Origin of the sequence: Burkholderia semiarida (assembly GCF_029268935.1) — a bacterium.
Classification (GTDB): Bacteria; Pseudomonadota; Gammaproteobacteria; order Burkholderiales; family Burkholderiaceae; genus Burkholderia; species Burkholderia semiarida.
In genome coordinates this window covers 700,997-724,808 of the sequence record NZ_JAHLCL010000001.1, presented here as the reverse complement: position 1 = coordinate 724,808, position 23,812 = coordinate 700,997, and the positions used below count along the sequence as shown (strand labels likewise).

General features: G+C 61.8%; 26 protein-coding genes. All 26 read left to right on the top strand.

Annotated elements, in window-relative coordinates:
- Window positions 1-612 carry a type IV conjugative transfer system protein TraE gene (locus KPB06_RS03315; protein ID WP_275920402.1) on the top strand — a complete coding sequence of 204 codons (612 nt, stop codon included), beginning with the start codon at window positions 1-3 and terminating at the stop codon, window positions 610-612.
- Window positions 609-1,355, top strand: coding sequence for a type-F conjugative transfer system secretin TraK (locus tag KPB06_RS03310; RefSeq protein ID WP_275920401.1), 747 nt, complete (start codon window positions 609-611; stop codon window positions 1,353-1,355). The genes KPB06_RS03315 and KPB06_RS03310 overlap by 4 nt, the downstream gene beginning before the upstream one ends.
- The gene (locus tag KPB06_RS03305) at window positions 1,348-2,670 is read left to right on the top strand and encodes a TraB/TrbI/VirB10 family type IV secretion system protein (protein ID WP_275920400.1); all 1,323 of its coding nucleotides are present in this window, start codon (window positions 1,348-1,350) and stop codon (window positions 2,668-2,670) included. The genes KPB06_RS03310 and KPB06_RS03305 overlap by 8 nt, the downstream gene beginning before the upstream one ends.
- Window positions 2,663-3,514 (top strand): hypothetical protein, encoded by an 852-nt coding sequence (locus KPB06_RS03300; RefSeq protein WP_275920399.1) that lies wholly within the window; start codon window positions 2,663-2,665, stop codon window positions 3,512-3,514. The genes KPB06_RS03305 and KPB06_RS03300 overlap by 8 nt, the downstream gene beginning before the upstream one ends.
- Complete coding sequence (locus KPB06_RS03295) at window positions 3,511-3,939, top strand: HNH endonuclease (RefSeq protein ID WP_275920398.1); 429 nt, start codon at window positions 3,511-3,513, stop codon at window positions 3,937-3,939. Before KPB06_RS03300 ends, KPB06_RS03295 begins: the two co-directional genes overlap by 4 nt.
- Window positions 3,936-4,394, top strand: a complete 459-nt coding sequence (locus KPB06_RS03290; RefSeq protein ID WP_275920397.1) for a hypothetical protein — start codon at window positions 3,936-3,938, stop codon at window positions 4,392-4,394. The genes KPB06_RS03295 and KPB06_RS03290 overlap by 4 nt, the downstream gene beginning before the upstream one ends.
- Before the next feature lie 2 nt (window positions 4,395-4,396).
- A complete protein-coding gene (locus KPB06_RS03285) occupies window positions 4,397-4,750 on the top strand; it encodes a hypothetical protein (protein ID WP_275920396.1) in 354 nt (117 codons plus the stop codon).
- The gene (locus tag KPB06_RS03280; protein WP_275920395.1) at window positions 4,747-5,022 is read left to right on the top strand and encodes a hypothetical protein; all 276 of its coding nucleotides are present in this window, start codon (window positions 4,747-4,749) and stop codon (window positions 5,020-5,022) included. Before KPB06_RS03285 ends, KPB06_RS03280 begins: the two co-directional genes overlap by 4 nt.
- Window positions 5,019-5,930 (top strand): DsbC family protein, encoded by a 912-nt coding sequence (locus tag KPB06_RS03275; protein ID WP_275920394.1) that lies wholly within the window; start codon window positions 5,019-5,021, stop codon window positions 5,928-5,930. Before KPB06_RS03280 ends, KPB06_RS03275 begins: the two co-directional genes overlap by 4 nt.
- Window positions 5,931-5,932: 2 nt before the next feature.
- Entirely contained in the window at window positions 5,933-6,613 is a 681-nt protein-coding gene (gene traV, locus KPB06_RS03270) for a type IV conjugative transfer system lipoprotein TraV (RefSeq protein WP_275920393.1), read from the top strand.
- A gap of 14 nt (window positions 6,614-6,627) precedes the next feature.
- The gene (gene traC, locus KPB06_RS03265; protein WP_275920392.1) at window positions 6,628-9,222 is read left to right on the top strand and encodes a type IV secretion system protein TraC; all 2,595 of its coding nucleotides are present in this window, start codon (window positions 6,628-6,630) and stop codon (window positions 9,220-9,222) included.
- 2 nt (window positions 9,223-9,224) lie between these two features.
- A complete protein-coding gene (locus tag KPB06_RS03260; protein ID WP_275920391.1) occupies window positions 9,225-9,593 on the top strand; it encodes a TrbI F-type domain-containing protein in 369 nt (122 codons plus the stop codon).
- Between the two features lie 214 nt (window positions 9,594-9,807).
- Window positions 9,808-10,317 carry a S26 family signal peptidase gene (locus tag KPB06_RS03255; protein ID WP_275920390.1) on the top strand — a complete coding sequence of 170 codons (510 nt, stop codon included), beginning with the start codon at window positions 9,808-9,810 and terminating at the stop codon, window positions 10,315-10,317.
- A 50-nt stretch (window positions 10,318-10,367) separates the two neighbouring features.
- The gene (locus KPB06_RS03250) at window positions 10,368-10,652 is read left to right on the top strand and encodes a hypothetical protein (RefSeq protein ID WP_275920389.1); all 285 of its coding nucleotides are present in this window, start codon (window positions 10,368-10,370) and stop codon (window positions 10,650-10,652) included.
- A gap of 65 nt (window positions 10,653-10,717) precedes the next feature.
- Window positions 10,718-11,338, top strand: a complete 621-nt coding sequence (gene traW, locus KPB06_RS03245; RefSeq protein ID WP_275920388.1) for a type-F conjugative transfer system protein TraW — start codon at window positions 10,718-10,720, stop codon at window positions 11,336-11,338.
- Window positions 11,339-11,384: 46 nt separating this feature from the next.
- Complete coding sequence (locus tag KPB06_RS03240; RefSeq protein ID WP_275920387.1) at window positions 11,385-12,077, top strand: hypothetical protein; 693 nt, start codon at window positions 11,385-11,387, stop codon at window positions 12,075-12,077.
- Window positions 12,074-13,105: a conjugal transfer pilus assembly protein TraU gene (gene traU / locus KPB06_RS03235; protein WP_275920386.1), complete on the top strand. Its 1,032-nt coding sequence runs from the start codon at window positions 12,074-12,076 to the stop codon at window positions 13,103-13,105. Before KPB06_RS03240 ends, traU begins: the two co-directional genes overlap by 4 nt.
- On the top strand, window positions 13,102-13,890 hold the full coding sequence (gene trbC, locus KPB06_RS03230) for a type-F conjugative transfer system pilin assembly protein TrbC (RefSeq protein WP_275920385.1): 789 nt from the start codon (window positions 13,102-13,104) through the stop codon (window positions 13,888-13,890). Before traU ends, trbC begins: the two co-directional genes overlap by 4 nt.
- Window positions 13,891-14,030: 140 nt before the next feature.
- Window positions 14,031-15,176, top strand: coding sequence for a hypothetical protein (locus KPB06_RS03225; RefSeq protein WP_275920384.1), 1,146 nt, complete (start codon window positions 14,031-14,033; stop codon window positions 15,174-15,176).
- Window positions 15,173-16,453: a conjugal transfer protein TraN gene (locus KPB06_RS03220; protein ID WP_275920383.1), complete on the top strand. Its 1,281-nt coding sequence runs from the start codon at window positions 15,173-15,175 to the stop codon at window positions 16,451-16,453. The genes KPB06_RS03225 and KPB06_RS03220 overlap by 4 nt, the downstream gene beginning before the upstream one ends.
- Entirely contained in the window at window positions 16,450-16,842 is a 393-nt protein-coding gene (locus tag KPB06_RS03215; protein WP_275920382.1) for a hypothetical protein, read from the top strand. The genes KPB06_RS03220 and KPB06_RS03215 overlap by 4 nt, the downstream gene beginning before the upstream one ends.
- 58 nt (window positions 16,843-16,900) lie before the next feature.
- Window positions 16,901-17,395 carry a hypothetical protein gene (locus KPB06_RS03210; protein ID WP_275920381.1) on the top strand — a complete coding sequence of 165 codons (495 nt, stop codon included), beginning with the start codon at window positions 16,901-16,903 and terminating at the stop codon, window positions 17,393-17,395.
- Between the two features lies 1 nt (window position 17,396).
- The gene (locus KPB06_RS03205) at window positions 17,397-17,591 is read left to right on the top strand and encodes a hypothetical protein (RefSeq protein ID WP_175810098.1); all 195 of its coding nucleotides are present in this window, start codon (window positions 17,397-17,399) and stop codon (window positions 17,589-17,591) included.
- A complete protein-coding gene (locus KPB06_RS03200; protein ID WP_275920380.1) occupies window positions 17,588-18,397 on the top strand; it encodes a conjugal transfer protein TraF in 810 nt (269 codons plus the stop codon). The genes KPB06_RS03205 and KPB06_RS03200 overlap by 4 nt, the downstream gene beginning before the upstream one ends.
- Entirely contained in the window at window positions 18,397-19,842 is a 1,446-nt protein-coding gene (locus tag KPB06_RS03195; protein ID WP_275920379.1) for a conjugal transfer protein TraH, read from the top strand. The genes KPB06_RS03200 and KPB06_RS03195 overlap by 1 nt, the downstream gene beginning before the upstream one ends.
- Window positions 19,839-23,780 (top strand): conjugal transfer protein TraG N-terminal domain-containing protein, encoded by a 3,942-nt coding sequence (locus KPB06_RS03190; RefSeq protein ID WP_275920378.1) that lies wholly within the window; start codon window positions 19,839-19,841, stop codon window positions 23,778-23,780. Before KPB06_RS03195 ends, KPB06_RS03190 begins: the two co-directional genes overlap by 4 nt.
- Window positions 23,781-23,812: the final 32 nt, after the last annotated feature.

The window sequence follows — 23,812 nt, the reverse complement described above, 5'->3', positions numbered from 1 at the left end:
ATGACACCCGATAAAGCCGCCCAATCACGCGAACAGCTGCAGGCAGAGAACCGCTTTCTGAAGAAAGTGCTGCTCGGAAACGGCACCACCAGTGTGGTCATCGCGCTCACATGTGCGTGGCTGGTCGTCACGCAGCGCGTCATCATCATGCCGCCAGCCGTTCGCGGCACCTACGTCATCGGGGCCCGGTATGCGAACGACCAGTACCTCGCCGATCAGGCCGCGTACGTGCTTTCCCTTTCCAAAAGTGTCACGCCGACCACCGTCGACAACAACGTACGGATTCTCCTGTCCATGGTCGACGACGATCGGCGCGCCGCGCTCAAGACCGAATGGGAGGCCGACGCGCTGCAGATCAAGCACGACGGCGTGACGAACGTCTTCGAGCCGATGGGGGTAGGTGAGGTGGACTTCCGCAACAAGGCCGTGAAAATCACCGGCACCTTGACCACCTACATCTCCGGCAAACGCACGAGCTCGGAACAAAAGACTTATGAGGTCTATTTCGGAATCACCGTCTTCGGCCGCTTGGTCCTCCTCGACATCCGAGAAGCCACGCGCGGCAAACAAGGCGTCGAGCCGCTGGTCACAACGGAGACTCCCGCATCATGAAATTTGCCTTCAATCGACAGTCGCCGAAATTGTGCACGGCCTTCAGGCCGCGTCTCGTGTTTGCCGCCGTGCTGTTCCTGACTACCGCTAGTGCGCATGCGATCCAGGTCGTCAAGGGAGCGGATCGGCAAGCGCAGCAGGTCTCGATCTCCGCGGCGGAATACAACGTTCTGTCAATGTCCGGGGGGCGCAGCTTTTCGAAGATCGTGCCAGCCGTACCAGGCTCGATCTCGTGGACGCAAGACGGCGGGAAGCTCTGGCTCATGCCCGCGAATCCCACCGCGCTGAATGAGTCGATCACGGTGTTCGTGATCGATGACGCTGGCACCACCTACCGTTTGTTGCTCGTACCTGGTCCGCGACCGGCCGAAGATATCCGTATCGAACCGCCTGCAGCGCGCTCGACCCAAGCGCTCCAAGCATCGGCCTTTCAACGACGGGTGAAACTCATGATGCTGGCGATGGCCGGTGGTCGGGGGGCACCGCAGCTGTCGTACACGTCGCTCGACACTGTCGTGCCGCTCTGGAAGGAGGCTGTATTGACGCTGGTCCGTCAGTACAGCGACGGCGATTTCATTGGCGAGACCTACACGCTCTCGAATACCTCGCACACCGACATGGCCATCGACGAGCGCGAACTCTACGCGCCAGGTGTGCTCGCCATCGCAATCGAAAACGCAAACCTGCCGGCCGGCGCCAGCACGATCGTCTATGTCGTTCGTGAGCGGGGCGACCATGAGTGATGTCAACCAAGCAACCAAGCGCCGCCAGCGGATCCTGACCGTGGCCGGTTTCGCCGTCCTCGCTGGCCTCTTCGCCGTTGGTATGTTTTTCACGCAGAGCGGGCCGGCCAATCGTCAGTTCACCACGAAGGTGCCGTTTACGAGCCTCGGCGACCAGAACGATCGCAATGCCTGGCGGGCTCACTCCGAGGCGCAACTCGCAGATCTTACGCGCAGGATGTCGAGTATAGATTCGCGCGCCGACGATGCCGTGTCGCAGATGAAAGCCTTGTCGAAAGCCCAGGACGAGCTCAGCAAGCGGATCGACGCGATGAAGAGCACGCCGGCAAGCGCGCCCGCGCCCGCGTCCGGAGCGACGGCAGACCACGCGGCCCTGGACAAGCCAATTCCCCTCAACGGGGCCCCGGCCAAGACGGGCGCAATCCTGAATTCGCCATTCGGCAAATCCGGCAAGCCCGGTGTCGACATGGCTGCCGCCCCTCCAAAGCTCGCCATCATTCAATTCAATACACCGATCGGCAACGGGGCCGACTGCGTCGACCCCCGCTACTCGTCGTTGCCGTTGGATCAGGCGACACGCGCACAGCAGGACTGCCTGAAGGCCAACGGCAAGAAGAAAGTCAGCTTCATCCCGGGCTCCTCATTTGTTCGCGTATTCATGATGAACGGTGTCGACGCCCCAACGGGCGGTGAGGCGCAGCACGACCCCCTTCCCGTGTTCCTCCAGGTATTGGACCCAGCCAATCTGCCGAACAGCCGGAAGCTCGACATCACGGAGTGCCGGATTCTGACGCAGGCGTATGGCGATGTGTCTAGCGAGCGCACTCACATGCGCGGCGAAACGCTCGACTGCATCTTGAAGAACGGCCGAACCGTGGAAATGCCGATCAAGGGCAACGTGATGGGCGAGGACGGCAAGGAGGGTGTGCGAGGGCGGCTAGTCTCGAAGGCAGGATCGGCATTGGCCATGTCGGTGTTCGCCGGTATCTCGTCCGGGATTGGGCAAGCGTTCAATCAGTCCGCCAACACCCTCAGTAACACCGCCCTTGGGTCGACCTCCATTATCAATCCGAGCCAGGTCGGCCGTGCTGCTATCGGCAGTGGCGTCTCTGGAGGCGCCGACGCTCTTAAGCTGTACTACATCCGCACGGCTGAGAAGCTTTTCCCTGTGATCGAAACGGACGGTGGTCGCATTGTCGAGTTCGCCGTGACAAAGGGAGCCGAATACGACGGCGCCCTCTCCGATATCAGCAACATCAACGATGGCTTGGCCAACGATGGCCGTGCTAACGATGGGGGCTACACCGATGATTGATGAAACGAAGAGCGTGACCATGGCCGCGTTCGAGGCCGCAATGCAGCGGTGTGCGGACGAAGCGGACCACGAAGCGTCGTTCAGGCCGGATGGAGACGGCAACTACCACCAACCGGAAATGCGCCGGGCGCTTGCCGGTTGGCTCGGTGCGGCTTTGCTCGTTGCCGAGCACGTGCGGGGATTCGCGGATATCGGTGCCGATCGATTTCGCGGCGATCCCGCGTTTCAATCGGGCTTCCTGGAATTTCTTAAGCAAGCTGCGGATCTGCTGGACCTCTCCAGCAACGAGCTTGGGTCGTCAGCCGTTACCGACGTGACCGACGCGAATCCGCTGACCAGTGCGGCAGCGTTCGACGACGCGGCACTCGACGGGTTCACCAGCGAGTTGAAGGCAAAGATGGCAGTGGGGAGAGCCCAGGGGCGTACCGGCTGGTGGGGCGCGCAACGGGATGACCTGTCGACGATGTTGCGCTCGCACGTCGACAAGGGCGACCCCATCGATATCGGCCTGCTCGCCATGATGCACTGGTACAAGGGCGAGGCCATCGCGCCTGCCCCTGCGTCGCCCGAGATCGTTGCAGGTGGCGAGCTCACGAAGATTTCCAGCAGTCCGGTCATGGGCGGCCAACTCGACATCAGGACGCCGGCCGGTGCCATTGGCATTACCGGCTTTCCGAACGAACTTGCGCGCGACTGCAAGCCCTGGCTCTGGGAACAGGTGGAGATTGTGATCCGTTCCACGGCCGAAGCGCGCCGCGCCGGCGCCGTCAAGCTGGACGCAGGCGCGGATCGTGGAGTCGCCTGCCAGGATGCTGCCGCACCTGCCGTGGAGCATAAAGCGTGAGCCGACTGACGAAAGCACAGCGCGATCGGCTCCGGCGCAAATACGACGGCCGCTGCGCGTACTGTGGAGTGCCATTGCCCGATCGGTGGCATGGCGACCATGTAGACCCGGTTGTACGCGCGGTCGAGACCAAGCGAACCGCGGATGGCCAATGGAAGCTTGTGAGCGGCCCGTCGAGGCATCCGGAGCGTGACGTCGAGTCGAATTACATGCCGTCCTGTCCGCCTTGCAACATCAGCAAGGGGCAGATGTCGCTTGAGCAGTGGCGCCAAGCGCTCATGAAGCATGTCGCCTCCCTCAACGCGTATCACCCGATCTATCGCCTGGCGAAGTGCTACGGGTTGATCGAGGAAACCGGGGCGCCTGTCGTCTTCTATTTCGAGCGGGTCGCTGCGCGCGCGGCCGTCTCTGGAGCACTTCAATGAACTCTCCCCGCGATTATCAACTTGTCCCGTGTCCGTACTGCGACCTTGACGCGGTCATGCGTGTTTCCGAGGCGATGTTCGGTGGGAGTTGCGTCGAACTCGCGTGCCCCGGCTATCAGATGGTGCTGCTCTTCAACGACGCCGCTGCCGCTGCAGCCGCCTGGAACCGACGCGCCGGCTCAGTACATCCGGACGATGTCGCCGTTGACCTCTTCGCTGCGCGGATGAAACGCAAGCTCGCCAAGAAGCGTCAAGAAGGCCGTAGCGGATGGCGCGACCCCGCGACCGTCTCGGCGATGACGCTTGCGAGCGAGCTTATCGAGGTCGTCGCGTTGGGCGATCCCGTGGATGTTGCCAACGTCGCGATGATGCTCGACCAGCGAGGTGCAGAGGCGCGGTTCTTGCCGGCAGCGCTGTGGGACTTCGTGCAACGCCGCAAGCCCCTGGAGGACTGACCATGCCTCGTGCCAAATATATGCCGACTGCCAACGATGTACTTGCTGCCATGCGCCCACGTGTCGCCTATGCAGCCTACGCGTTGGCAAGCGAGTTTCACCTGAGCGCGGCACGGATTCGCCCGCTGCTCGAAGCGATGGTCTCGCAGGGCACGCTCTCGATTGCGCATGTTCCGAATTCGCGGGGCTACAACGTCTGCATTGCCGGAGATAAGCGGACCGCGGATTCCCCTGTTGAAGAGTATGTCGGTGTGCCGGCCGCACCGCGCACGCATGTTGTGTTGACCGGCGACTTGACCGTATACGCGGCTGAGATCAAGCGCCGGGCGGACCTTTGCATGATGGTGCGGCGATGACCGAGATCAGCAAGATCGAGTGGTGCGACCGCACGTGGTTCGGAGCGTGGGCCAAACGGAATGGCCAGGTCTACGACGGCAGCGATTCAGCAGCCAACGACGACCGCGACGCCCGCATGCTGCGCGTTGGTAAGAAGCTGGCTGGCCGCACGATCAATGGGGTCAAGCATCACGCTTTTTCAAAGCCATCTCGGCAAATGACCGTCCCTCCAGCGTCGCCGCCCACGTTCGCCGCCGGCACCTCGCCCTCAACATGCTCAATGATCCAATGAAACACGCCAAATTCACTTTCGCTCTTCTGATGACGACGTGCATCGCGTGGGGCTGCACCACCCAAGGTACATCCGCGGTGCCATCCACGGTTCCGGCGCGTGTCGCCGGGCTGAGCTCTGAAGTCGGTGTCACGGTGTCCGTCGGTCAGGCTACCACGTCGCAGATCAACCCTGCCGACCCGAACCTTGATCCCGGCGTAGCTGCGCTCAAGGCGGCGCTCCATGCACGCTATCCGGCTACCCAGTTTCGCGAGATCGCCGCCACGCCGTCGGCTGGAATCTACGAGGTCGTGATGGGTAACAAGGTTGCCTATACGGACGTCACCGGGCGGTACTTCCTGTTTGGCCACCTCTTCGACATGGTGACGCAACAGGATCTGACCGTACCGCTCGAGCAAGCACTGCAGAAGGTGCGGTTCCCTGCGGATCGGCTTCAGGACGCGTTCGTCGAGGTTCATGGTAGCGGCCGTCGCAAGCTCGCGATCTTCGACGATCCCGATTGTCCCTACTGTCTGGCCTTAGAGGATGACCTCTCCAAGCTGAAGGACGTCACGATCTACCGTTTCATGTACCCGCTCGAATCGATTCATCCGCGTGCCCGCGCCCATTCCATAGCGATCTGGTGCGCCGACGACAGGCTTGCCGCCTGGCATGCGTGGATGCCCCTCGCATTGTCGCGCTGGATGCGCGACCGAGGATCGACTCCGGCTGGCGGCGGTGCCAAAACGCCTGCCCCGCCACGCGTCGAGCCGAAGCTCGTGTCGTGCGCAAATCCCATCGACGCGAACGAAGCCCTGGCCGCAAGCATTGGAATTTCCGGCACGCCTGCGCTCGTGAGCGAGGACGGGCGGGTGCTGCCGGGCGCCGCCAGCGCCGAAGCAATCGATCAATGGCTTGGAGCGAAGTGACGATGAAAAACAAGATCATGCTCGCCACGCTTTCGGCCCTTCTCAGTCTGACCGGCTGCAGCTTCAGCGGCTACGACGCGAGTTCGCAATTCGCCTGCAAGGCGCCTGAAGGCGTGCTCTGCAGCAGCATGTCCGGCATCTATGCCAACGCGATCGCGCATAACCTGCCCGATCAGCGCGTTCATACAGGCGCCGGCGCGACGACCAATATCGCACTCGGAAGCTATGCCGGAGATACCGGCCCGGCATCGAGCGCATCGGGTGCTGCGGTCAGTGCCAGTTCTCGACCCGTCGTCGGCGCCGCCGGGATTCTCCCCAAAGCGCTCGATAGCGGCGCTCCGCTTCACACGGCTTCGCGCGAAATGCGGATCTGGTTCGCGCCGTGGCAGGACGCGGACTCCGACTTGCATGACCAGGAATACGTCTATCTGATCGTCGATCCTGGCCACTGGTCGATCGCGCACAACCAGCAGCGCATCCAGGCCGCGTTCCGGCCGGTGATGCCGCCGACTCCTGCGCAGGATGCTAGCAGTAGCGGGAGCAAGGCAGCTACCTCTAGCTCCAACGGCGATTCGACGTCGGGGTCGATCTCGAGTGCTGATCGGGTCATGCAGGGCATTCTCACGCCTGCCGGCGCAGTCGACCGTGCAGCGGCTGCGATGCCCGCAGCGACGGACCATTGATCGAGGAGTCATTGATGAGCACCTTGCAGGCCTGGATCGATGACGCGAAATCGCTCGCGCGAACTGCGATCAGCGAAGCAATTCTAGGTACCGAGGACGATCTCGGACCGCCCGCCCCCGTTGCCGCGGACCAGCGGCGCGTCGAGACGGTCGGACTTCATAACCTGCTGCCGTATGACCAGTACGACCCCGCTACCGAGCTCTACTACAACACGGATTCGGTTGGCTTCGTGCTTGCGGTTGCACCGCAGACGGGCGCCGACGCGGAGTTGACCCGCAGTCTCCACGGCCTATATGACTCGATTCCGGCCGGCTATGGGCTCCAATGGATGCTGTTGGGCGACCCCATCATCGAGGAGTCATTGAACGCCTATGTCGACCTTCGGCGCGAGTACGCCGAGGCGGGACGTGCGCCCTCGTTCTATCTGGAACAGGCCGAGCGCCGCGCCGCGTTTATCCGCGGCAAACTCGGCCAGCCGCTGTTTCTTGGCCAAAACTACTCGATCACGGACAAGCGGCTGTTGCTGTCGATCGTGCGCAAGGGCTCGCTCGCCGATCTGAAGCTGATCGAAGAAATTCAGAATATTCGCGACGTCGTGGGTGCAACGTTGAGTTCCGCAAGCCTGGCAAGCCGTACCGCGGAGCCCAACGATCTGCTGCGCTTTCTCTGGCCGATCCTTAATCCCGGTGCGTTCTTTGGCGATGGGACTGAAACGATCGATCAGACCTACAGCGACGACAAGCCCATTCGTGACCAACTGACGGCTTTCGGTCACCACATGCGGGTGAAGGCAAAGCAGTTGCTCTACGGAGTGCCGCCCGAGGATGCCGACGAGCCCGACGCACGCATCGCTGTGCGCAGCTTTGGGGTGCACCAGTATCCGAAGAGCAAAGAGCTGTGGGAGATGAACAACATCGTCGGCTCGCTCTTCAACGATGTCCATCAATACCCCTGCCCGTACCTGATCACGCTCGGCGTCCTGATTCTCGATCAGACCGCCGTCGAGACACGGGCCGCTTTGCGTAGTGCGCGCGCGACGCAGAACGCCGAATCGAAGATCGCGAAGCTGCAGCCCGAACTGGCGCTGCAGAACCAGGACTGGAAAGCCGTCTCGATGCAGCTCACGCAAGGGGGCTCGATGTGTGAGCTCTATCACACGCTCACGCTCTTCGCGCCGCGCAAGAAGATGGAGCAGTGTGTGGCGGCCGCGAAAGGCATCTGGCGTTCCGAGCGCTTCAAGCTGTTCCCGATGCTGACCCAGCAGCTCACGACATTCCTGTCGGCCCTGCCCATGATGCTGACAAGCGACATGCGGGACGACCTCAAGAAGTTTCGGTTGATCACCACCAAGACCACCGTAAATGCGACCGATATGGCACCGGTGCTCGGCGAGTGGTCGGGTACGAATGGACGGGCAAGCCTGCTCTTTTTTGGCCGTCGCGGTACACCCGCGCTCGTAGACATTTACTCGAGCGGAACGAACTACAACGGCTTTGTCGATGGTACTTCCGGCGCCGGTAAATCGGTGCTCATGAACGACATCATCGGAGCGTTCCGCTCGGTCGGCGGAATCATCCGGATCTGTGACGTGGGCTATTCGTACGAAAAGCAGATCGACATGGGGGACGGCCAGTACATCGACTTCAAGCCTGGGTCGCGAATCATCATCAATGCGTTTTCGACCGCTGGCATCGATACCGAAAATGGTCTCGACAGCGAGGTGAAATTCATCCGGCCGATCATCGCGCGCATGGTATCGCCGACCGCTCCTATCACTCCGTTCGAGGGCGCGTTGCTCGATGTCGCAGTGCGCATCGTATGGAAGGACTACGGCCAGGAAGGTAGTCCCACGTTGGTGCGAGACGCCCTGCTGAGCCTGAAGGACCAGAATGGGCAGCCCGAGCGCATCGCGTATGAACTTGCCGTGCGTCTCGAACCGTTCTGCAAGGGGGGGGTTTACGGCGACTACGTCAACGGGCGCACCAACGTACGACTCGACAATGAAGTGGTTGGACTTGAGCTCGAGCACCTCAACAGCGATCCCCAACTGCGCACGGTGATCATGCTCGGCCTGACCAATCAGGTCACCAACGAAATGTACCGCTTTGACCGGTCGCGACCGAAGCTGTTCCTGCAGGACGAGGGCTGGCAGATCGTCGGTGACGATCAGGAATCGGCCGACTTCATGGAAGAAGGCTATCGGCGTGCGCGCAAATACGAAGGCAGCTTCTTTTTCGCAACGCAGGGGATCACCGACGCCGGGATGAACAAGGCAACGCAGGCCGCGTTCGACAACTCCGCATGGAAGTTCCACCTCAAGCAAAGCGACGACACGCTCAAGAAGATCGAGAAGGGCGACGTGATGGATCTGTCGCCGGGGTTGAAACGCATGTTGAAGTCGCTACGCCCGGTACCCGGTCGCTATAGCGAGTTCGTCCTCGTCGATCCGAACGGCGGCACGCACCTGCTGCGCCATATCCCTGACGAATTCACGCTGGCCATGGCGACCACGAAGGGGCCGGACTACGAATTCATGCAGCGTTTGCGTGCCGGCGGCACGTCCACAGAAGACGCGATCCGCGCCCTAATCCAAGCCAAACGGAAGTGACCATGCGACACGATCTCGTACTCACCGGCCTTATATCGATCGGCGCCTCATTGGTGCTGGGCACCCCGCTCGTCTACTTCTGGACGCAACGCGAAAAGGTTGCGCCGGTCGTCGTGGTCGATGTGCAGAAGCTCATCAGTGATGAGCAGGAAACGCTGCTGAAGACCTTCAATAACGGCGATCCCGTCCATATGACGGACGACGCGAAGAACAAGGCGACCCAACACGCCGGCGATTACGCAAAGCGCCTGTCGGCCGCGCTGGACCAGCTCGGCGCGCAGTGTGGCTGCGTGGTGATCAACAAAGCTGCCGTGCTTGCAGGTGATGCGCCCGATCTCACAGACCTGATCGCCAAGAGGATCGCCAAATGACTCGTCTCCGATCGACGGTGCACCCCGAGTTTTCTGCACGCCCGCTCGGGACAGAAACGGCGGGCGAGCGATTTGCACCGACCGACGTTGGCGACTATCTGGCCGCCTCGGCCGGTACTTGTGCGGCGGCCCTTGTAAACGTAACGGCTTGCTTTGTCTTGCGTCGATCGGCGTGTGCGATTGCCGCAAGAGCCGACCTTCGCGGAGATGAGCAGTGATCGCGCTCGTCGCCTACACCAGCGGCCTGGCTCGCTATCGGCGGTTTGTTCGCACCGTGGTCGCCCTGGCGATCGTGGCGGCTGTCGCATGGGGGCTCACGCCCTGGTATGGGCTGACGTTCAACATGTCGACCAGTCTGCCGGGGACGCTCTACTTCATCCGCAAGGGCCCCTGTCGGCCGCGCCTCGGCGACACCATCGCATTTCGGTGGCACGGTGGGGCGACCTACCCCGCGGGACTGACCTTCATCAAACACGTGGCTGGTTTGCCTGGCGATGTCGTGCACGTCGTTGGTCGCAACGTCTGGGTCAATCAGACCTATATCGGCTACGCCAAGCCGCTCTCACTTGCAGGGATGGCGCTGTTTCCGACAGAGGATGGCGTGATCCCGCCCGGACACTACTTTGTGGCCACCCCGAACCCGAACAGCCTTGATTCCCGGTACTCGATCGCCGGCACCGTTCCTCAAACCGCAATCGTTGGGGAGGCCTATGAAATTTTTTAACCGCTGCCGTGCCCTTAAAACGTCGGCCGGCGCTTCGAATGGAGGTTCAGATGATCGTTCTGATGCTTGGGATTGGCTTGTTGATATCGGCCTTGGTGATGTCGGTCGGACTTCAGCCGCTGCTCACGTTCGTCACACACGGCGAGATGTATCAGCTCCTGCAAACGCACGTGGCGCTGGATGGCCCGGCGAGCGCCCTGATCGGAACCGCGTATTTCGTGCCGACCGTCGTGACCCTGCTCTGTCTTGGAGTGGGGCTGTTGGCGGCTTGGTTTATTTGCACGGCTGTGGCAAGCGTCGCTTCCCTATTTTTCGAATACTGGACACGGGGATAACGTCAACCCGCTCCCTCCTTGTTCGGCTCCAGCCGCGACAGCTTGTGGGACGCGCAGCAATCCTTTTGATCGCAGGTTTGACGCTGGAGGCGTCCCCAATCTCCGCGATCGCGGAGGACTTGGGCGTGGTTGGCCCGACGTATCCGATTGCGGAGCACGATGCGATTGCGATGCTGAAGCATCGCCTGGTCGAACTGCAGGCCAATGGTGGGCTGGCGGCCATCGAGCGCCGTGCGCGCCAGCGCGCGCTGCATGACGTCACGTCCCTGCCCCCGGTGCCGGGCATTTCAACCGTCAGCGAGTACTCGAGTCGCCTGATTGACCCGACGGTCACCTACTCCAAGCCCGTCACCAACGACGAGGGCGCCGTGATCGTCGCCGCCGGCACGCGTATCAATCCGCTCGACATTGTCACGCTGCACGAGCGCCTGGTGTTCTTCGACGGCCGCGATGCGGGACAGGTCAAGGCGGTGCAGGCGCTCGCGGCCCGCTCCGGCGATTCCATCAAACCGATCCTGACTGCTGGTTCGTGGTTTGACCTGACGAAGTCGTGGAAACGGCAAGTGTATTTCGATCAGCAGGGTCGACTTAGCCAGCGTTTCGGGATCACCCGCGTGCCGGCCGTCATCAGCCAGCGTGGTAACCGGCTACTTCTTGAAGAAGAACCCGCGGAGCAACTGCGTTGACCCGGCGACCAAACCACCTGTCACCTCCCAATTTATCGGAATCGCGATGAACAACTATGACCGTCTGGACTTCACTGCCGACCCCGCCGTTATCGACGTCGTCGAGAAGAACTCGCCCCACGACGGCGCTGCTGCTCTTCAGCACTTCAATGCGACAGTCGAGCCGATCCGGTATGTCGTAGACGTCACCAATGATCAGGTCGTCGTTTCAGGAAAGGGTGTGCTCGCAACTTACTACTGGCGCGCGAGCCCGTACGACAGCAGGGTCGCTCGTCTATCCGTTCAACCTGACCGCCAGATCGTAGGAGACAGCAGCGGGGAAACCTTTCGTGTTGTGGCGGGTGCTGTAGATGATGTCCACCGTCCTGCTGCGGTCCTCGCCGAGCATCTGAGCGAGGTCGAAGCCGTTGAGCTGATCGGTCGTATCGAGAAGGGGGTGAAGGCCGCCCTCGGTATCGGCGTCGAATCGACCCATACGGTCCAGTTGGATGAGCCTCTTCCCGTCTCCGGCGTTGTTGAGTCCGCACGTCGTTCGATTGGAGCGAAGCTGCTCGACATCCTGGCCACGGTAACGTCACGTGTGGTCTGGGTCGCCGCTTGGGGCGTTGCCGGTGCGGCGACCGGCGGTGTTGCAGTGATCCTCCTGCCGATCGTCTATCGCCTTGGCCATCACGTCGGCGCATACCTGATCGACTTCGTCTTCCACGTGTATCCGGCGATGTGGGAGCTGCTTTCATGAGCATGCGCCCTCTCCTTCGCCGCTGGATTCTCGCGATCGCGGTGGTTGCCAGCTGCTTCTCGTTCTCGGCGCCGGCCGATGCGGGTCAGTGTGTCGGCCGATTCGCCAATCCGATCACGGATATCTGCTGGGAATGCGCTTTCCCGATGGCCATCGGTAGCGTCACGTTCCTCAATATGGGCCAGGACGACACCCCGAACCCGGGCGGATTCCTCTGCTTCTGTAACGGCACGTTTGGCGTCAAGTTCAGCTTCTGGGAGCCGATCCGGCGCGTCGACGTCACGCGCTCGCCCTACTGCTTCGTGTCGCTCGGCGGGATCTCGCTGAACCCGGGCATCCACGCCCCGGAGGGGGAGGTGCGCGAGCAGAAGGACGACACCAAGCAGAGCTTCTATCAGGTGCACTGGTACACCGATCCGGTCATGTACTACACCGAGATCCTGCTAGACGACCCCTGTATGGAGACGGGCAGCTTCGATGTCGCGTACATGACCGAAGTCGATCCGACGTGGAGCGACGACGATCTCACCATGCTCCTCGAGCCGGAGACCTACCTGTTCGGCAGTCCGATCGCCCAGGCCGCTTGCGCAGGTGACTGCGTGCTCTCGAGCCTGGGTTTCGGCAGCAACCTGCTCTTCTGGTGCGCGGGCTGCAACGGCTCGATCTATCCATTCAACGGCCACGTTCAGGCCCATGTGTCCGCGATCCAGGCGTCGTCACTGCTGGTCGAGCGCATGACCGCAAAACTGCATCGCGAGGGTTTGATGTGGGGCACGACAGGTGACGGGGCCATGTGCGGCTACTACCTGCAGCCGGTGATGGACAAGACCCAATACAAGTACACGATGCTCTACCCCGTTGCGCAAACCGACCAGATCAACGGTCAGTGCTGTCAGCCGTATGGCCGCACGTCGGCGCTCTGGGGCGCCGGAAAGATGATCCCGTACACGGGGGAGGACTTCGCGTACGAGATTTTCCGCAAGCGCAACTGCTGCATGGGTGCGAACCTCGGAGACCTGCCCCAATGAGTCGGCTCACTTTCTCCATCGTAGCCGCTGGCACCATCGCCCTCGCGGCCGTTCACGTGTCGGCACAAACCGTGTCGAATGGCGCGCTCGCGCGTGAGCAGCAACAGATCAATACCACGCGCCGAGCGACCTTTGATGAGGCAGCCAGCAGCACCGCGCGTTACCGCGGCGTGATGCCATCGTCGGATGCGATTGATGCCGAGATGAGCCGTATCCAGGGCAGTCGCGATCGGCAGATGGCCCAGGCGGCAGCAAATGCAGCTCACGATGGCCACGCGTTCCCGAACCTGCCGACGCCGGCGCCAGCCGCCGCCGCTGCGGATCCGTTCGCCGTCGCCAAACGGTACGAAAGCCGTACGCAGCGTCGTGTGACCGATTCCTTCGTCGCGTTCGCCAGCTTCTCGATGCCCGCTGCCTCGCTGGTACGCCTGGTGAAGACCATGAATCAGGCCGGCGGAACTGTGGTGTTCCGGGGCTTCAAGAACGACTCGCTGAAGGCCACGGCCGCTGAAATGCAGAGGCTGGGGATTGCGTCCGGCGGCATCGTCGTCAACCCGAAGGCGTTCACGCAGTATCGCATCGCCCGCGTGCCCGCTTATGTCGTCACACGCGGTGGAGACGCCAACAGTCAGGTCGACAGCAGCGGATGTGCGCTGCCGGCGTCGTACGTCTCCTTGTCGGGCGACGTGACGCCCGCGTATGCCCTGCGCCAGATCGTCGATCGCGGCCCTACCTACGCGGGGATCGCCGAGCGATATCTCCGTGCACTGGGGGATGTCGAATGAACGGAATGCGGGCGACCCTGCGCCGAAGCGCACCACTGGCCATCGCTACCGCTCTAGCTGCGGTCGCCGTGTGCGCTGCTGCGGACGCCCCATCCACCGGGTCTGCGTTCACTGAAGGCCAGTCGTTCGGTAAGTCAGGAATGAACGCGGCTCACGGAAGCATCAGTGGCGGTGGCTCGAACGTGCCGAACTACACGAACCAGGACGGCGAGCTAACGCCGCTGTATGGCGGTGGGCAGGGCAGTCTCGGGCCGGCCGGGTCAGGCAAGGAAGCAGATTGCTCGACGCAGCCTGCCAACCCGAGTGCCTATTGGCGTCAGGAATGCGATGCCGTGAATTACCTCGCGAAGAAACCGCCAAATCGCATGCCGATCACCGCGAGCGATCCGATCGTGACCGGGAGCAAGGGCACGATCAATAACCCTGGGTCTACGACGAGTTCGCAGGACTGCCACAACGTGACGTCGACCGTGCCGGCGACCTACCGGAAGGAAACCTGCGAGCAGGCCGTGGGTACGCAAACCTATACCTGCAACCGCGTCAATGACCCCGTCTGCACCGAACCCTACCAAGGCTGCGCAGCTGGCGGGGTCGTCGAGGGAAGCTTCACCGGCGGGTTTGCCGCGCGCCTGGCATCGAACTCTGCGCTCTGGAACTTCGGCGCTGACACGGGCTATCACGACAACTCAGGCTACAACGGACTGACCGTGTCCGGCTCGATGAGTTTCAGCGTCCAGAACCTTGGTCAAATCGGTACCGCAGTCATCAGCCAGATCACGGCAAACAATACGCTGCGCAGCGTCGACATTAACGGCGTCACGGTCTACACCGATGCGCCGGACGGCGGGCGCATTCTCCAATGCGGAGTGGCGACGCTGCCGGCGTCGGCCGGCGGTATTGATGGACGGCAGACCACCGGCTATCTTGCCGCGTCCTCGCCTGGTGTGACCTTCACACACAATTTGATTTACAACGGCATTCGGAGCGTGTGTTCGGATAAATCTGCCTTTACGGCAGATGGCGGTCTCACGGAGTATCGACCGTTCTTCACCTTCGGTAGCGAGTACGAGGGGAACCCGTCGACCATTGCGCCCAACACCGACATCCGCTCGTATTTGCACGAGGGCGTCAATACCGTCGAGATTCAAGCGGCGATAGGCGGGTACGGTTTCCAGGGCGGCGGGCAGGCCCGAGTTCAGCTCACGCTGAACCAGATCTGCGCCGCGACTTGCACGCCGAACTGGATCGACCAGTGCAGCTCGTTCGAACAGCGGGCCGCACAATGAATATCCGCGCTCTCATGTTCGCCGCGCGTGCGTTCACCCTCGTCGGCAGTGTAATGACGGTCACCCTGCTCGCAGCGCCGGCAGCGTATGCCGCGCCGACCTGCCAACGCACTGGTTCAATCTGCATCGAGCCGGCCGGTACACGTGTCATCAACGGGATTCCGCTCTACCAGGATTGCTGGAACTACCAGGATACCTACGAATGCCAAGCCGCTTCCACCGTTAACGACTGCACGCCATTGCAGCAGCAAGGCTGCGGCCTAGTGAATCAGCAGTGTGTGTCATACAACGACGCGGTGCAGGGAAGCTGCGACACGATGCAGTACACGTACCAGTGTCTCGATACTCCGGCGCACACCACGACCGTCACCCAATGCACGAACACGATGTGCGCACCGGGTGCCGGATGCTTCTCGTCGAGTAGTGGTGCGGACGGCGCGCTCGGCAAGGTCGTCGCAGGGCTGGAAACCGGGCGCGAAGCCGGTGCCTACGGTGTCGGTGGCGGTAACGTGAATATTTTCAAAGGTTACGACAGCAGCTGCTCGATCAAGGTGCTGGGCGGCCTCGAGATCAAGAGCTGCTGCACCAGCAACGGCGGAGGTGCAGCTTACTCGAACAACGCGATCGGAAGCGCCGCAGTCAGCGCTGGACTGTCGGTTGGCGGAACGGCGGCGAAGCAAGGCATCGCGTTAGGGTCGAAGTATGTCTTTGACCAACTGTACGAAACGGTCGATAGCTCGATCGTGAACTCTGGTCTCTTGCAGATGGGCGCATGGGCGGACAGGGCGTTGTCTACCTCCGGAACCTTTGGTGCCTACGGCTTTAGTTTTTCGTTCTCCCTCACCAATGGTGTTCAGCTTGCCGATTTCAATCCGTACGTATTCGCGGCCGAGATCGCTGCGCAGCTGATCCAGATGTGGCTCGCCTGTTCCCCTGACGAGCAGGTCCTAAGTCTGAAGCGTGGCCAGAACCTCTGTGTCCAGTACAACCAGGGCTGCTCCAAGCGCGTGCTCGGTGTGTGCGTCGAGGAAAAGAAGAGCTACTGCTGTTTCAACTCGCTGATCGCGAAGCTTGTCAACCAGCAAGGCAAGGCGCAACTCGGCATCCCGTTTGCCGGCTGCGGGGGCTTCACGGCCGAACAACTCCAGCGTATCGACTTTTCGAATATCGACTTTACCGAGTTCGTCAATTCGATCCAGTCCAAGGCCGTCGACGAGGACGCGATTCTGCAGCGCGTGCGGCAATCGATCGGAAGCGGCAAAGGGGTATCCCAATGAAGCGCCTCGTCTCCGCAGCGTTTGCTACTGCGATTTTTGCGCTGCCGGCCGCCGCCTTCGCCGGCAGCTACGACGACTTCAGTGCAGTTCTCATCGACGCGATTGATCACGGGTCAGCGTTTGGCGCGCTGCGTGGGCCCGTTGCGGGTTCACTCATCACCAAGCTGCACGCCAACGGTCCGGTCTACGTCACGGCTCGCTCGATCGGCGACTTGCCGCGGCCTGGCTGCAAGCGTCTGGATGTGGTGTTCGACGTCCGCGGCGTCCAGACCGAAGCGGGCGAAACCAGCGGGTGTCTGGACGTGAAGATGAACTACTGCCGCGATCGAATTCCGCCGATTGGCTTGACGCCGATGGCGCCGGCGCAACCTGCAGGAGATACACCGTGACGCAGGGCCGCCCACTGGTTGCAGATTTCAAAACCCTCACTACGCAGGAGCGTTGATCATGTCCATCGAAAGCCTGTTTCCCCCTTCGCGTGTCCGCTCGAACTGGCGCCATGCGCTGCTCGCCAGCCTGCCCTGCTACGTGCGTCGATTCCTCTTCGCTTTCGTCATTGTGCCGGCTGCCGTCCCCGTCGTCGCGCTCGCAATACTGAATCACGGGTCGTTCACGGGTATGGCAACGACCGTGCTCGAACAGGCGGCTGGAAGCGGTACGAATCCGGGCACGATCCGACTGCGGACATGCACCGATACGGCCGCTCGCCACGCGCCGTCGGCCGCCATTTGTATGCACTGGCGCACTGACGACGTGCCGATCACGACGCTCGCCCCTCAGGTTGGTCACGGCTTGTTCGTCGCGTGGCTCGTTGCTGTCGTCGTCATGCTTGCTACGGATTTCGGCGTTTCCCCGCCCTCGCCTATCGGACTGCGCAGACGCCTCGACTCGATCGGACGGCCGCGTGCCGAACTGAGTCGTGCAATCCGCGAAGGAGAGTGAAGTGAAACTGCAGATTACGATCACCAGTATGCGCGCCGCGCCGGCGCCCGACTTGCCGAGCCATCTCTTTGCTGGTGCCGCCAGTGACCGCGCGACCTTCCGGGTAACGCACGGCGCCGCGCCGTCGCGCGAAGCCATTTCCGTGTTGCTCGAAGACGCCGGCTTTGACGTCGACGCGCAGCGGAGCCGGCCATGAGCGCATTCCGTGGATTCCGGCTCGCGGTAGCGGTCCTGCTTCCTGCAGCGCTGCTGGTGTCGCCGTTTGCGGACGCAGACGGGTTGGACTACAAGTCCGCCTGGAGCTGCGACGGGCAAGAGAAATTCAACTGGTACTGCGATGACGACAAGCCCGCGGCGCCCGCGGGTGCGAGCGCGGCCAAACCGGTCGATTCCGACGACTTCGATCAGATCAAGTCGGCCGACGAGATGCGCGAGGCACTGAAGCACCGACTCGACGTCGCAAACATGGACCCGACGCCCGAGCACATCAAGGAGTACATCAAGCTTTGGGAGTACGTCCAGCAAAAGAGCGCTGTCTTCGCCGATCAATGGCGCCGCGTCGTATGGCAGAACCCGAGCCTCGATTACTCGCTCAAGCGACCGACCAACAACGTCGCTGTCCATACCTATGATCGGACCCGGGATTCAGACCAGGACGGGCAACTGCGTGCACTCGCGCAGAAGCACGGCCTGATTTTCTTCTTCCGCTCGGACTGCCGGTACTGCCATGCGATGGCCCCGACGATTGTGCTGCTCGGGCAGCGCTATGGCATCGACGTGCTGCCGGTCTCTCTGGACGGTCGGGGTATTGGCGAGTTTCCGAACCCGACGCCTGACCACGGTCAGGCGTCGGTCTGGGGTGTGCAGCAGGTGCCTGCCCTCTTCATCGCGTCCAAAGAGACCGGCGACCACGCAATGATCGGCTCGGGAACGATGTCCCTCCAGGACATCATCGACCGCATTTTCGTTCTCACTGCCTCGCAGCCCGGGGAGCTTTTCTGATGAAACCGACACGCTGGATTGCCGTACTGACGGCTGCAGTGGTTACCATCGCCCCGGTGTGTGCGCAGGCGATGTCGATGCAGCAGGTCTTCGACTCAATCAACGCCATGGGCAACGTATCGAGCCCGCGGGCGTTGCAGGGCGAGACGATGGATATGTACAGCGGCGGCAGTGTGTTCATGCGCACGCCACACAAGACTTACCAGCTCGCGAGCGTCACCGCCCCGGAATGGGGTGCGGGTTGCGGCGGGATCGACCTGTTTGCCGGCGGGTTCAGCTTCATCAATAAGGAGCAGTTTGTTGCGCTGCTGCGCAACATCGGCTCGAACGCCTTGGGCTACGCATTCAAGCTTGCCCTGCAGAACCTCTGCCCGACCTGCGACAACGTCATGCAGTCGTTGCAGACCATCGCCCGCGACGTCAACCGCATGAACATCGACTCGTGCCAGGCCGCTGAGGGCATCGTCAATGCGGTGACGCCTGTTGCATGGAAAAAAGAGCAGGCGAACCTGGCCGACACGCTCGGGCCATTCACGAACCTGTATTCGGATATGACCGATGCCTGGACAAATACCGGAAACAGCTCGGCGCAAGCGGCGCAGACGATCAATACGGCCACTGCATCGGATTCCAATCTCGCGGCCAAGCAGCCGTACGGCAATGTGACGTGGCAGGCGCTGCAGCAGCTGCCGGACCTGAGCACGTCGGATCGCGAATTCCTGATGTCGCTGGTGGGGACGGTCATCTTCCCTGACCCGTCGGATTCTGGCGGCACGGAGGTGAATCCTGTATTCCTGCCCCGAATCGGTAGCCTCACGGTGCAGGAGCTGGTCGGTAACGATCCCGCTGCGAACAGCGGCACCACGATTCAGGTGTACGTGTGCGACGAGACGACGAAGTGCCTGAATCCGTCAGTGCAGGAAATTGGATACACCCCCTTCCGTACGCTCGTACAGCAAAAGCTGCAGGTGATCACGGATGCGATCGCATCGCGCTCGGCGATCCCGAACCCGGCAGACACGTTTCGGTTCCTGAGCATGACCGACCTGCCGGTCTACAAAATGATCGCGGTCGGCACGCGCCTGAACAATTCGTCTCTGGCCGACCAACTGTTGAGCACCTACCAGGCGCTGATCGCGGCTAAGTACGCCGAGGCCTACATCCACGGATCTGCTGAAGACCTCCGCCGGGCAATCGCGCGATACGGCACCGTGAAATCCAGCACGTCGCTGCTCGACGAGGCCACGAAGCTCAATGCCAACATCGACACGGTCGAATCGGAAGCACGCAGCGTCGTGATGCAAGCCTTCAGCCAGACGTCGAACGCGTGGCAGCTGGTCGAGCAACTCCAGTCGATCGAGCGTGCCGTGCACGCGAATGTGTCGTCTTCGCTTCGGAACTCGTTGGCGTTCGGCCAGACGCTGAACGGCGGGAGCACGCAATGAACATGGAAATCGACACCTATGGGAACGTCGATACCTTGTACTACGTCATGCAGGGTATCGCGTCTTTCATGGGTAGCGGCACCTGGACAGGTCTCATCCGCTACACGCTGTTGTGCGGGGTAGTGATCTGGACGATTGTCGCGATCGGTCGGAAAGGCTACGAGATCTTCCGCTGGTTCGCCGCCGCGATGCTGATGACGCAGCTGCTGTTGCTGCCTATTGAGAACGTGTTCATCACCGACGTCAACAACGTGCAGCCGACTCGGGAGGTGGATCACGTCCCCGCGTATCTCGCCGCCGTTGCCCAGAGCTTCACGCTCATCTCTCGCGTGCTGACGCAGTCGTACGAAACGATCTTTTCGGTGCCGGATACGCTGACCCTGAAAAAGGGCGATGTGGGTTTCGGCATCTCCGTGCTGCAGAAGGTAAACAAGGCTGAAATCACTGATCCGGGGCTGCACGCCGACCTTATCCAGTTCTTCAAGGAGTGCACGGTCTACGACATCCAGGACGGCGCAATTGATCCGAAGACGATCATGAACGGCACGGACCCCTTCAATACCGTGTTCACGTCGACGAGCCCTGCACGATACGTGACGACGAACACCCTTACCGCGAACCCTACGACGGACACGTGTTCCGCGACCGGCACTTTGTTGCTGCTGCGCGTACAGGACGCTGAGCAAGCGGCCGAGCAGATGTATGGCAGCGAGATGTATCCGGAGATCGCCGACCCCTCCATGGCGAAGGCGGAATTCGTCAACGCGATCGGAGATTCGTACGGCTTCATCCTCCAGTCGTCGCAGAACGCGTCGTCGGCGCTACGACAGGCAATGTTCAACAACGTATGGCGTCAGGCGGGCGCGGAGCTGCCCGCGATGCTGAACGATCCGGCGCGCGTGGCCGAGGTCAATGCGTTGATGAGTTCGGCACAGGCTGCGGTGGCGACGAACGGTTCGCTTGCCTCCATGGCGATTCTGGCCAAGAACACGCTACCGACTGTTCGCAACTATGCCGAAGCGATTATCTATGCGGTTTTCCCGCTCATTCTGGTGCTTTGCTTGATCAGCGGCGCGGATGGGGCCAAGCGAATCCTCGCGATGTACGCGAAGACGGTGGCGTGGGTATCTATCTGGCCGATGCTCTTCGCGGTCATCAACGGGCTGTCGCTGATTCACCTGAGCCATGAGATGCGCTCGATGTCGCTTCAGGCCGGGGTGCCGTTCGGGATGGCGGCGAAGTTCGGGCAGACGTTGCTCGACGAGCAGGCGCTGCTTGGATACATGGTGGTTATTACGCCACCCCTTGCCTGGTTGTTGCTGAACTTCGCGTCGGCCGGCGTCGTAGGCGCGTTCTCTCAACTGAGCGGCGCGTTGACCGGCTCTGCTCAACAGATCGGTGGCCAGCAGGCGCAAGGCGACGAAAACATCGGCAACGTGCACATGGATTCGTCGTCGATCGATAACGCGTCGCGCAACGTGACCTCGGCGAACAAGTACGACAACACCGTGCAATCGCGCACTGGCTCGATGAACGTCGATACGGGGACCGGGTCGGCCTTCACGAATTTTGCCAATGGCCTGATCGCTCGAACCGAGTTTCAAAACAGCCTTGGCGTTTCGGCAACCTCCCAGGACGCATTCGAGCGGTCGCTCGGCACCGACACCTCGACGGGTGTCGCGGCAAACCGAACAAATTCGACCTTCGCTGCGCGCGAGCAGCTTGCGTCCAGCACGAATAGCGTCTCGAGCAGCCAAGAACGGGGAAGCTCGCAACGGCTTGCCGATGAGGCCAGCTCTGGTACGCGGGCCTCTTCGACACAGTCCGGCGAGCGCCGGACGTCGAACGACCAGCAGTACTCAGTCGATCAAGCACATTCCGTTGAAGGGCAGACGTCGCTTGGCGGAAGAGGATCCATCATGCTCGGTGGTGGCTTCGATAAGTCGTTTGGTGACGATGCGCAACCTGCTGGCAATGTCGGAGGTGGCGGTGGAGGATCGTCAGGTGGCAATGGTCGGGGCCCGAGCGGCAATGGGTCCCACGGAACCACCAATGCCTCGGCGAACTCACCACTATTCAATCAAGCCGAGGAAGACCGGCTTGCGCGCAAGGCGGAGTCGCTCGGAAAAACGCCACAAGAAGTGCAGGCGGTGCGCGACGCGTATCGGTCGAAAGTGCGCGCGGCAGATTTTGTCAACGGCGGCGGCACTGGAAAGGGGCGGTCCAGTCTGAAATTTGGGCTCGACGTTTCGGGTGAGGGTGGCTATACGCGATTCTGGCGAAATTCCGATGCACAGAAGTTCGTCGACCAGTACGGAAGTTTGGGCGCCTATACCGAAAGCGATCAAGTTAGCCGGGAAGGCTCACAGATCCATTCGGACTCGACGGGGATGGAGTCCGGGCAACACGTTCGCAGCGACCGTTCCGCGTCTCTGACGGACCAGGTTTCGTCCGGCTCTCGCGTTGCAGCGGATCTCACTCGCAGCGCAGACGTGCGCCAGCGCGGATCGACGCAAGTGGTTTCGCGCGTAGATACCTCGATCAACCTGATGACGCCTGAGAACCTGCAGGCGGTCGCTGCGCGCAACGGTATGCGATACAGCCAGCTGATGACGTTGCCGTCTCCGCAGATCGCTCAGCTGGTCGCCCAAGATGCAGCGATGCGCGACATCGTTTCGCGCAACTCGACGTTGCCGACCACGGCTCGTGATGGGTCTGCTCTCCCTGCGAGCGGGATCGACGTCGCTCGCCAGGACCGACGCAACCAGTCCGGTGTTGGTGCAAGTGCCCCCGCGTCGTTCCAGCGATTTGCAGGTGCGGTTGGACAAGTGGATACGACACCCCTGGATGTTGCGACGCCGATGCCCCAAATCGTGACCGACGCTCAGCAGCGTGTGGACGCTATGCAGCAACGGGTCGCAAGCGAGTCCGCCGCGCCAATCAAGCAGGTGCGTGACCGCGTCGATCCGTCGGCTGACAACAAGCCGCTCATGATGCCCGAGCGGGCGCCGGGCCGCTCGCTTTCCTCTCCGCCGGCGGCGACCTCAGCTTCTGATAGCAAGGGGCCTCTATCGGCATGGGTGAACTCGATTCAGCCGACCGAGCCGGTTGGAACTACGTCCACCTCGGCACCTATTGAAAACTTCCTGCATCCGCGAACGACGGGAAATGGCCCGACTCTTGAAGCCGCTCGAGCGGCGGGACCCGGCACGGGCTCGCCCGCCACTCAACCGCGCCTGTCTGAATCTGACTTCAGGATCGTGACTCTGCCGGCCGGCAATGACCACATGTCACATCGGCAGAGTGATCGTCGAGCGCCCGATGCTCTTGACGGGACATACAGCCGGCCGTCTCCGGAGCTATCCAGCCCTGATCAAGAAGCTGTAGGGCGAGCCGTCGACCCGATACGGGGTCACCGAGGGGTTGACGATGGAAGTCAGGGACGTGGCGTGCCGACCGCTTCAATGAAGCGCAGCGGCGGGGTCTCAGTCGTGGCTCCGCGAACGACGGCCGTTAGCTCCGGCTCGCGAATTGACAACGTCAAGCCTACTAACGCTGGTCCAGTGGGGGCTATGCCGGTGCCTACTGCGCCTGGAACAGCTGCCCGGAGCAGTTCGACGTCCGGCGGCGTCGGCCTCCCAACCGTCGAGTCACAAGTCGGCGGTGTTGAAAGAAAGATGGAGATCGATCGCGCGCCAGCCGGACCTTCTGCTGCTGGGGCTGTCTTGCCTACGACACCTTCGCCGTACCCCGATCCCTCAACCGCCGAAGGCGACCCATCGGTTCCGCGCGTCGAGTCGGCGGCCAGCGGCGCCGTCACTTCCCCGAGCGCTCTGGTGTCGCCCGGTCGACTAGGGCGCGATTCGGCCGATGACGAACGTGGAGTCAAGTCGATCCCGCGGGCGGACGTTGCAAACGATGACCCCAAGAACCAATGAAAAAGGGGCCTTGCGGCCCCCTCAGAATATGA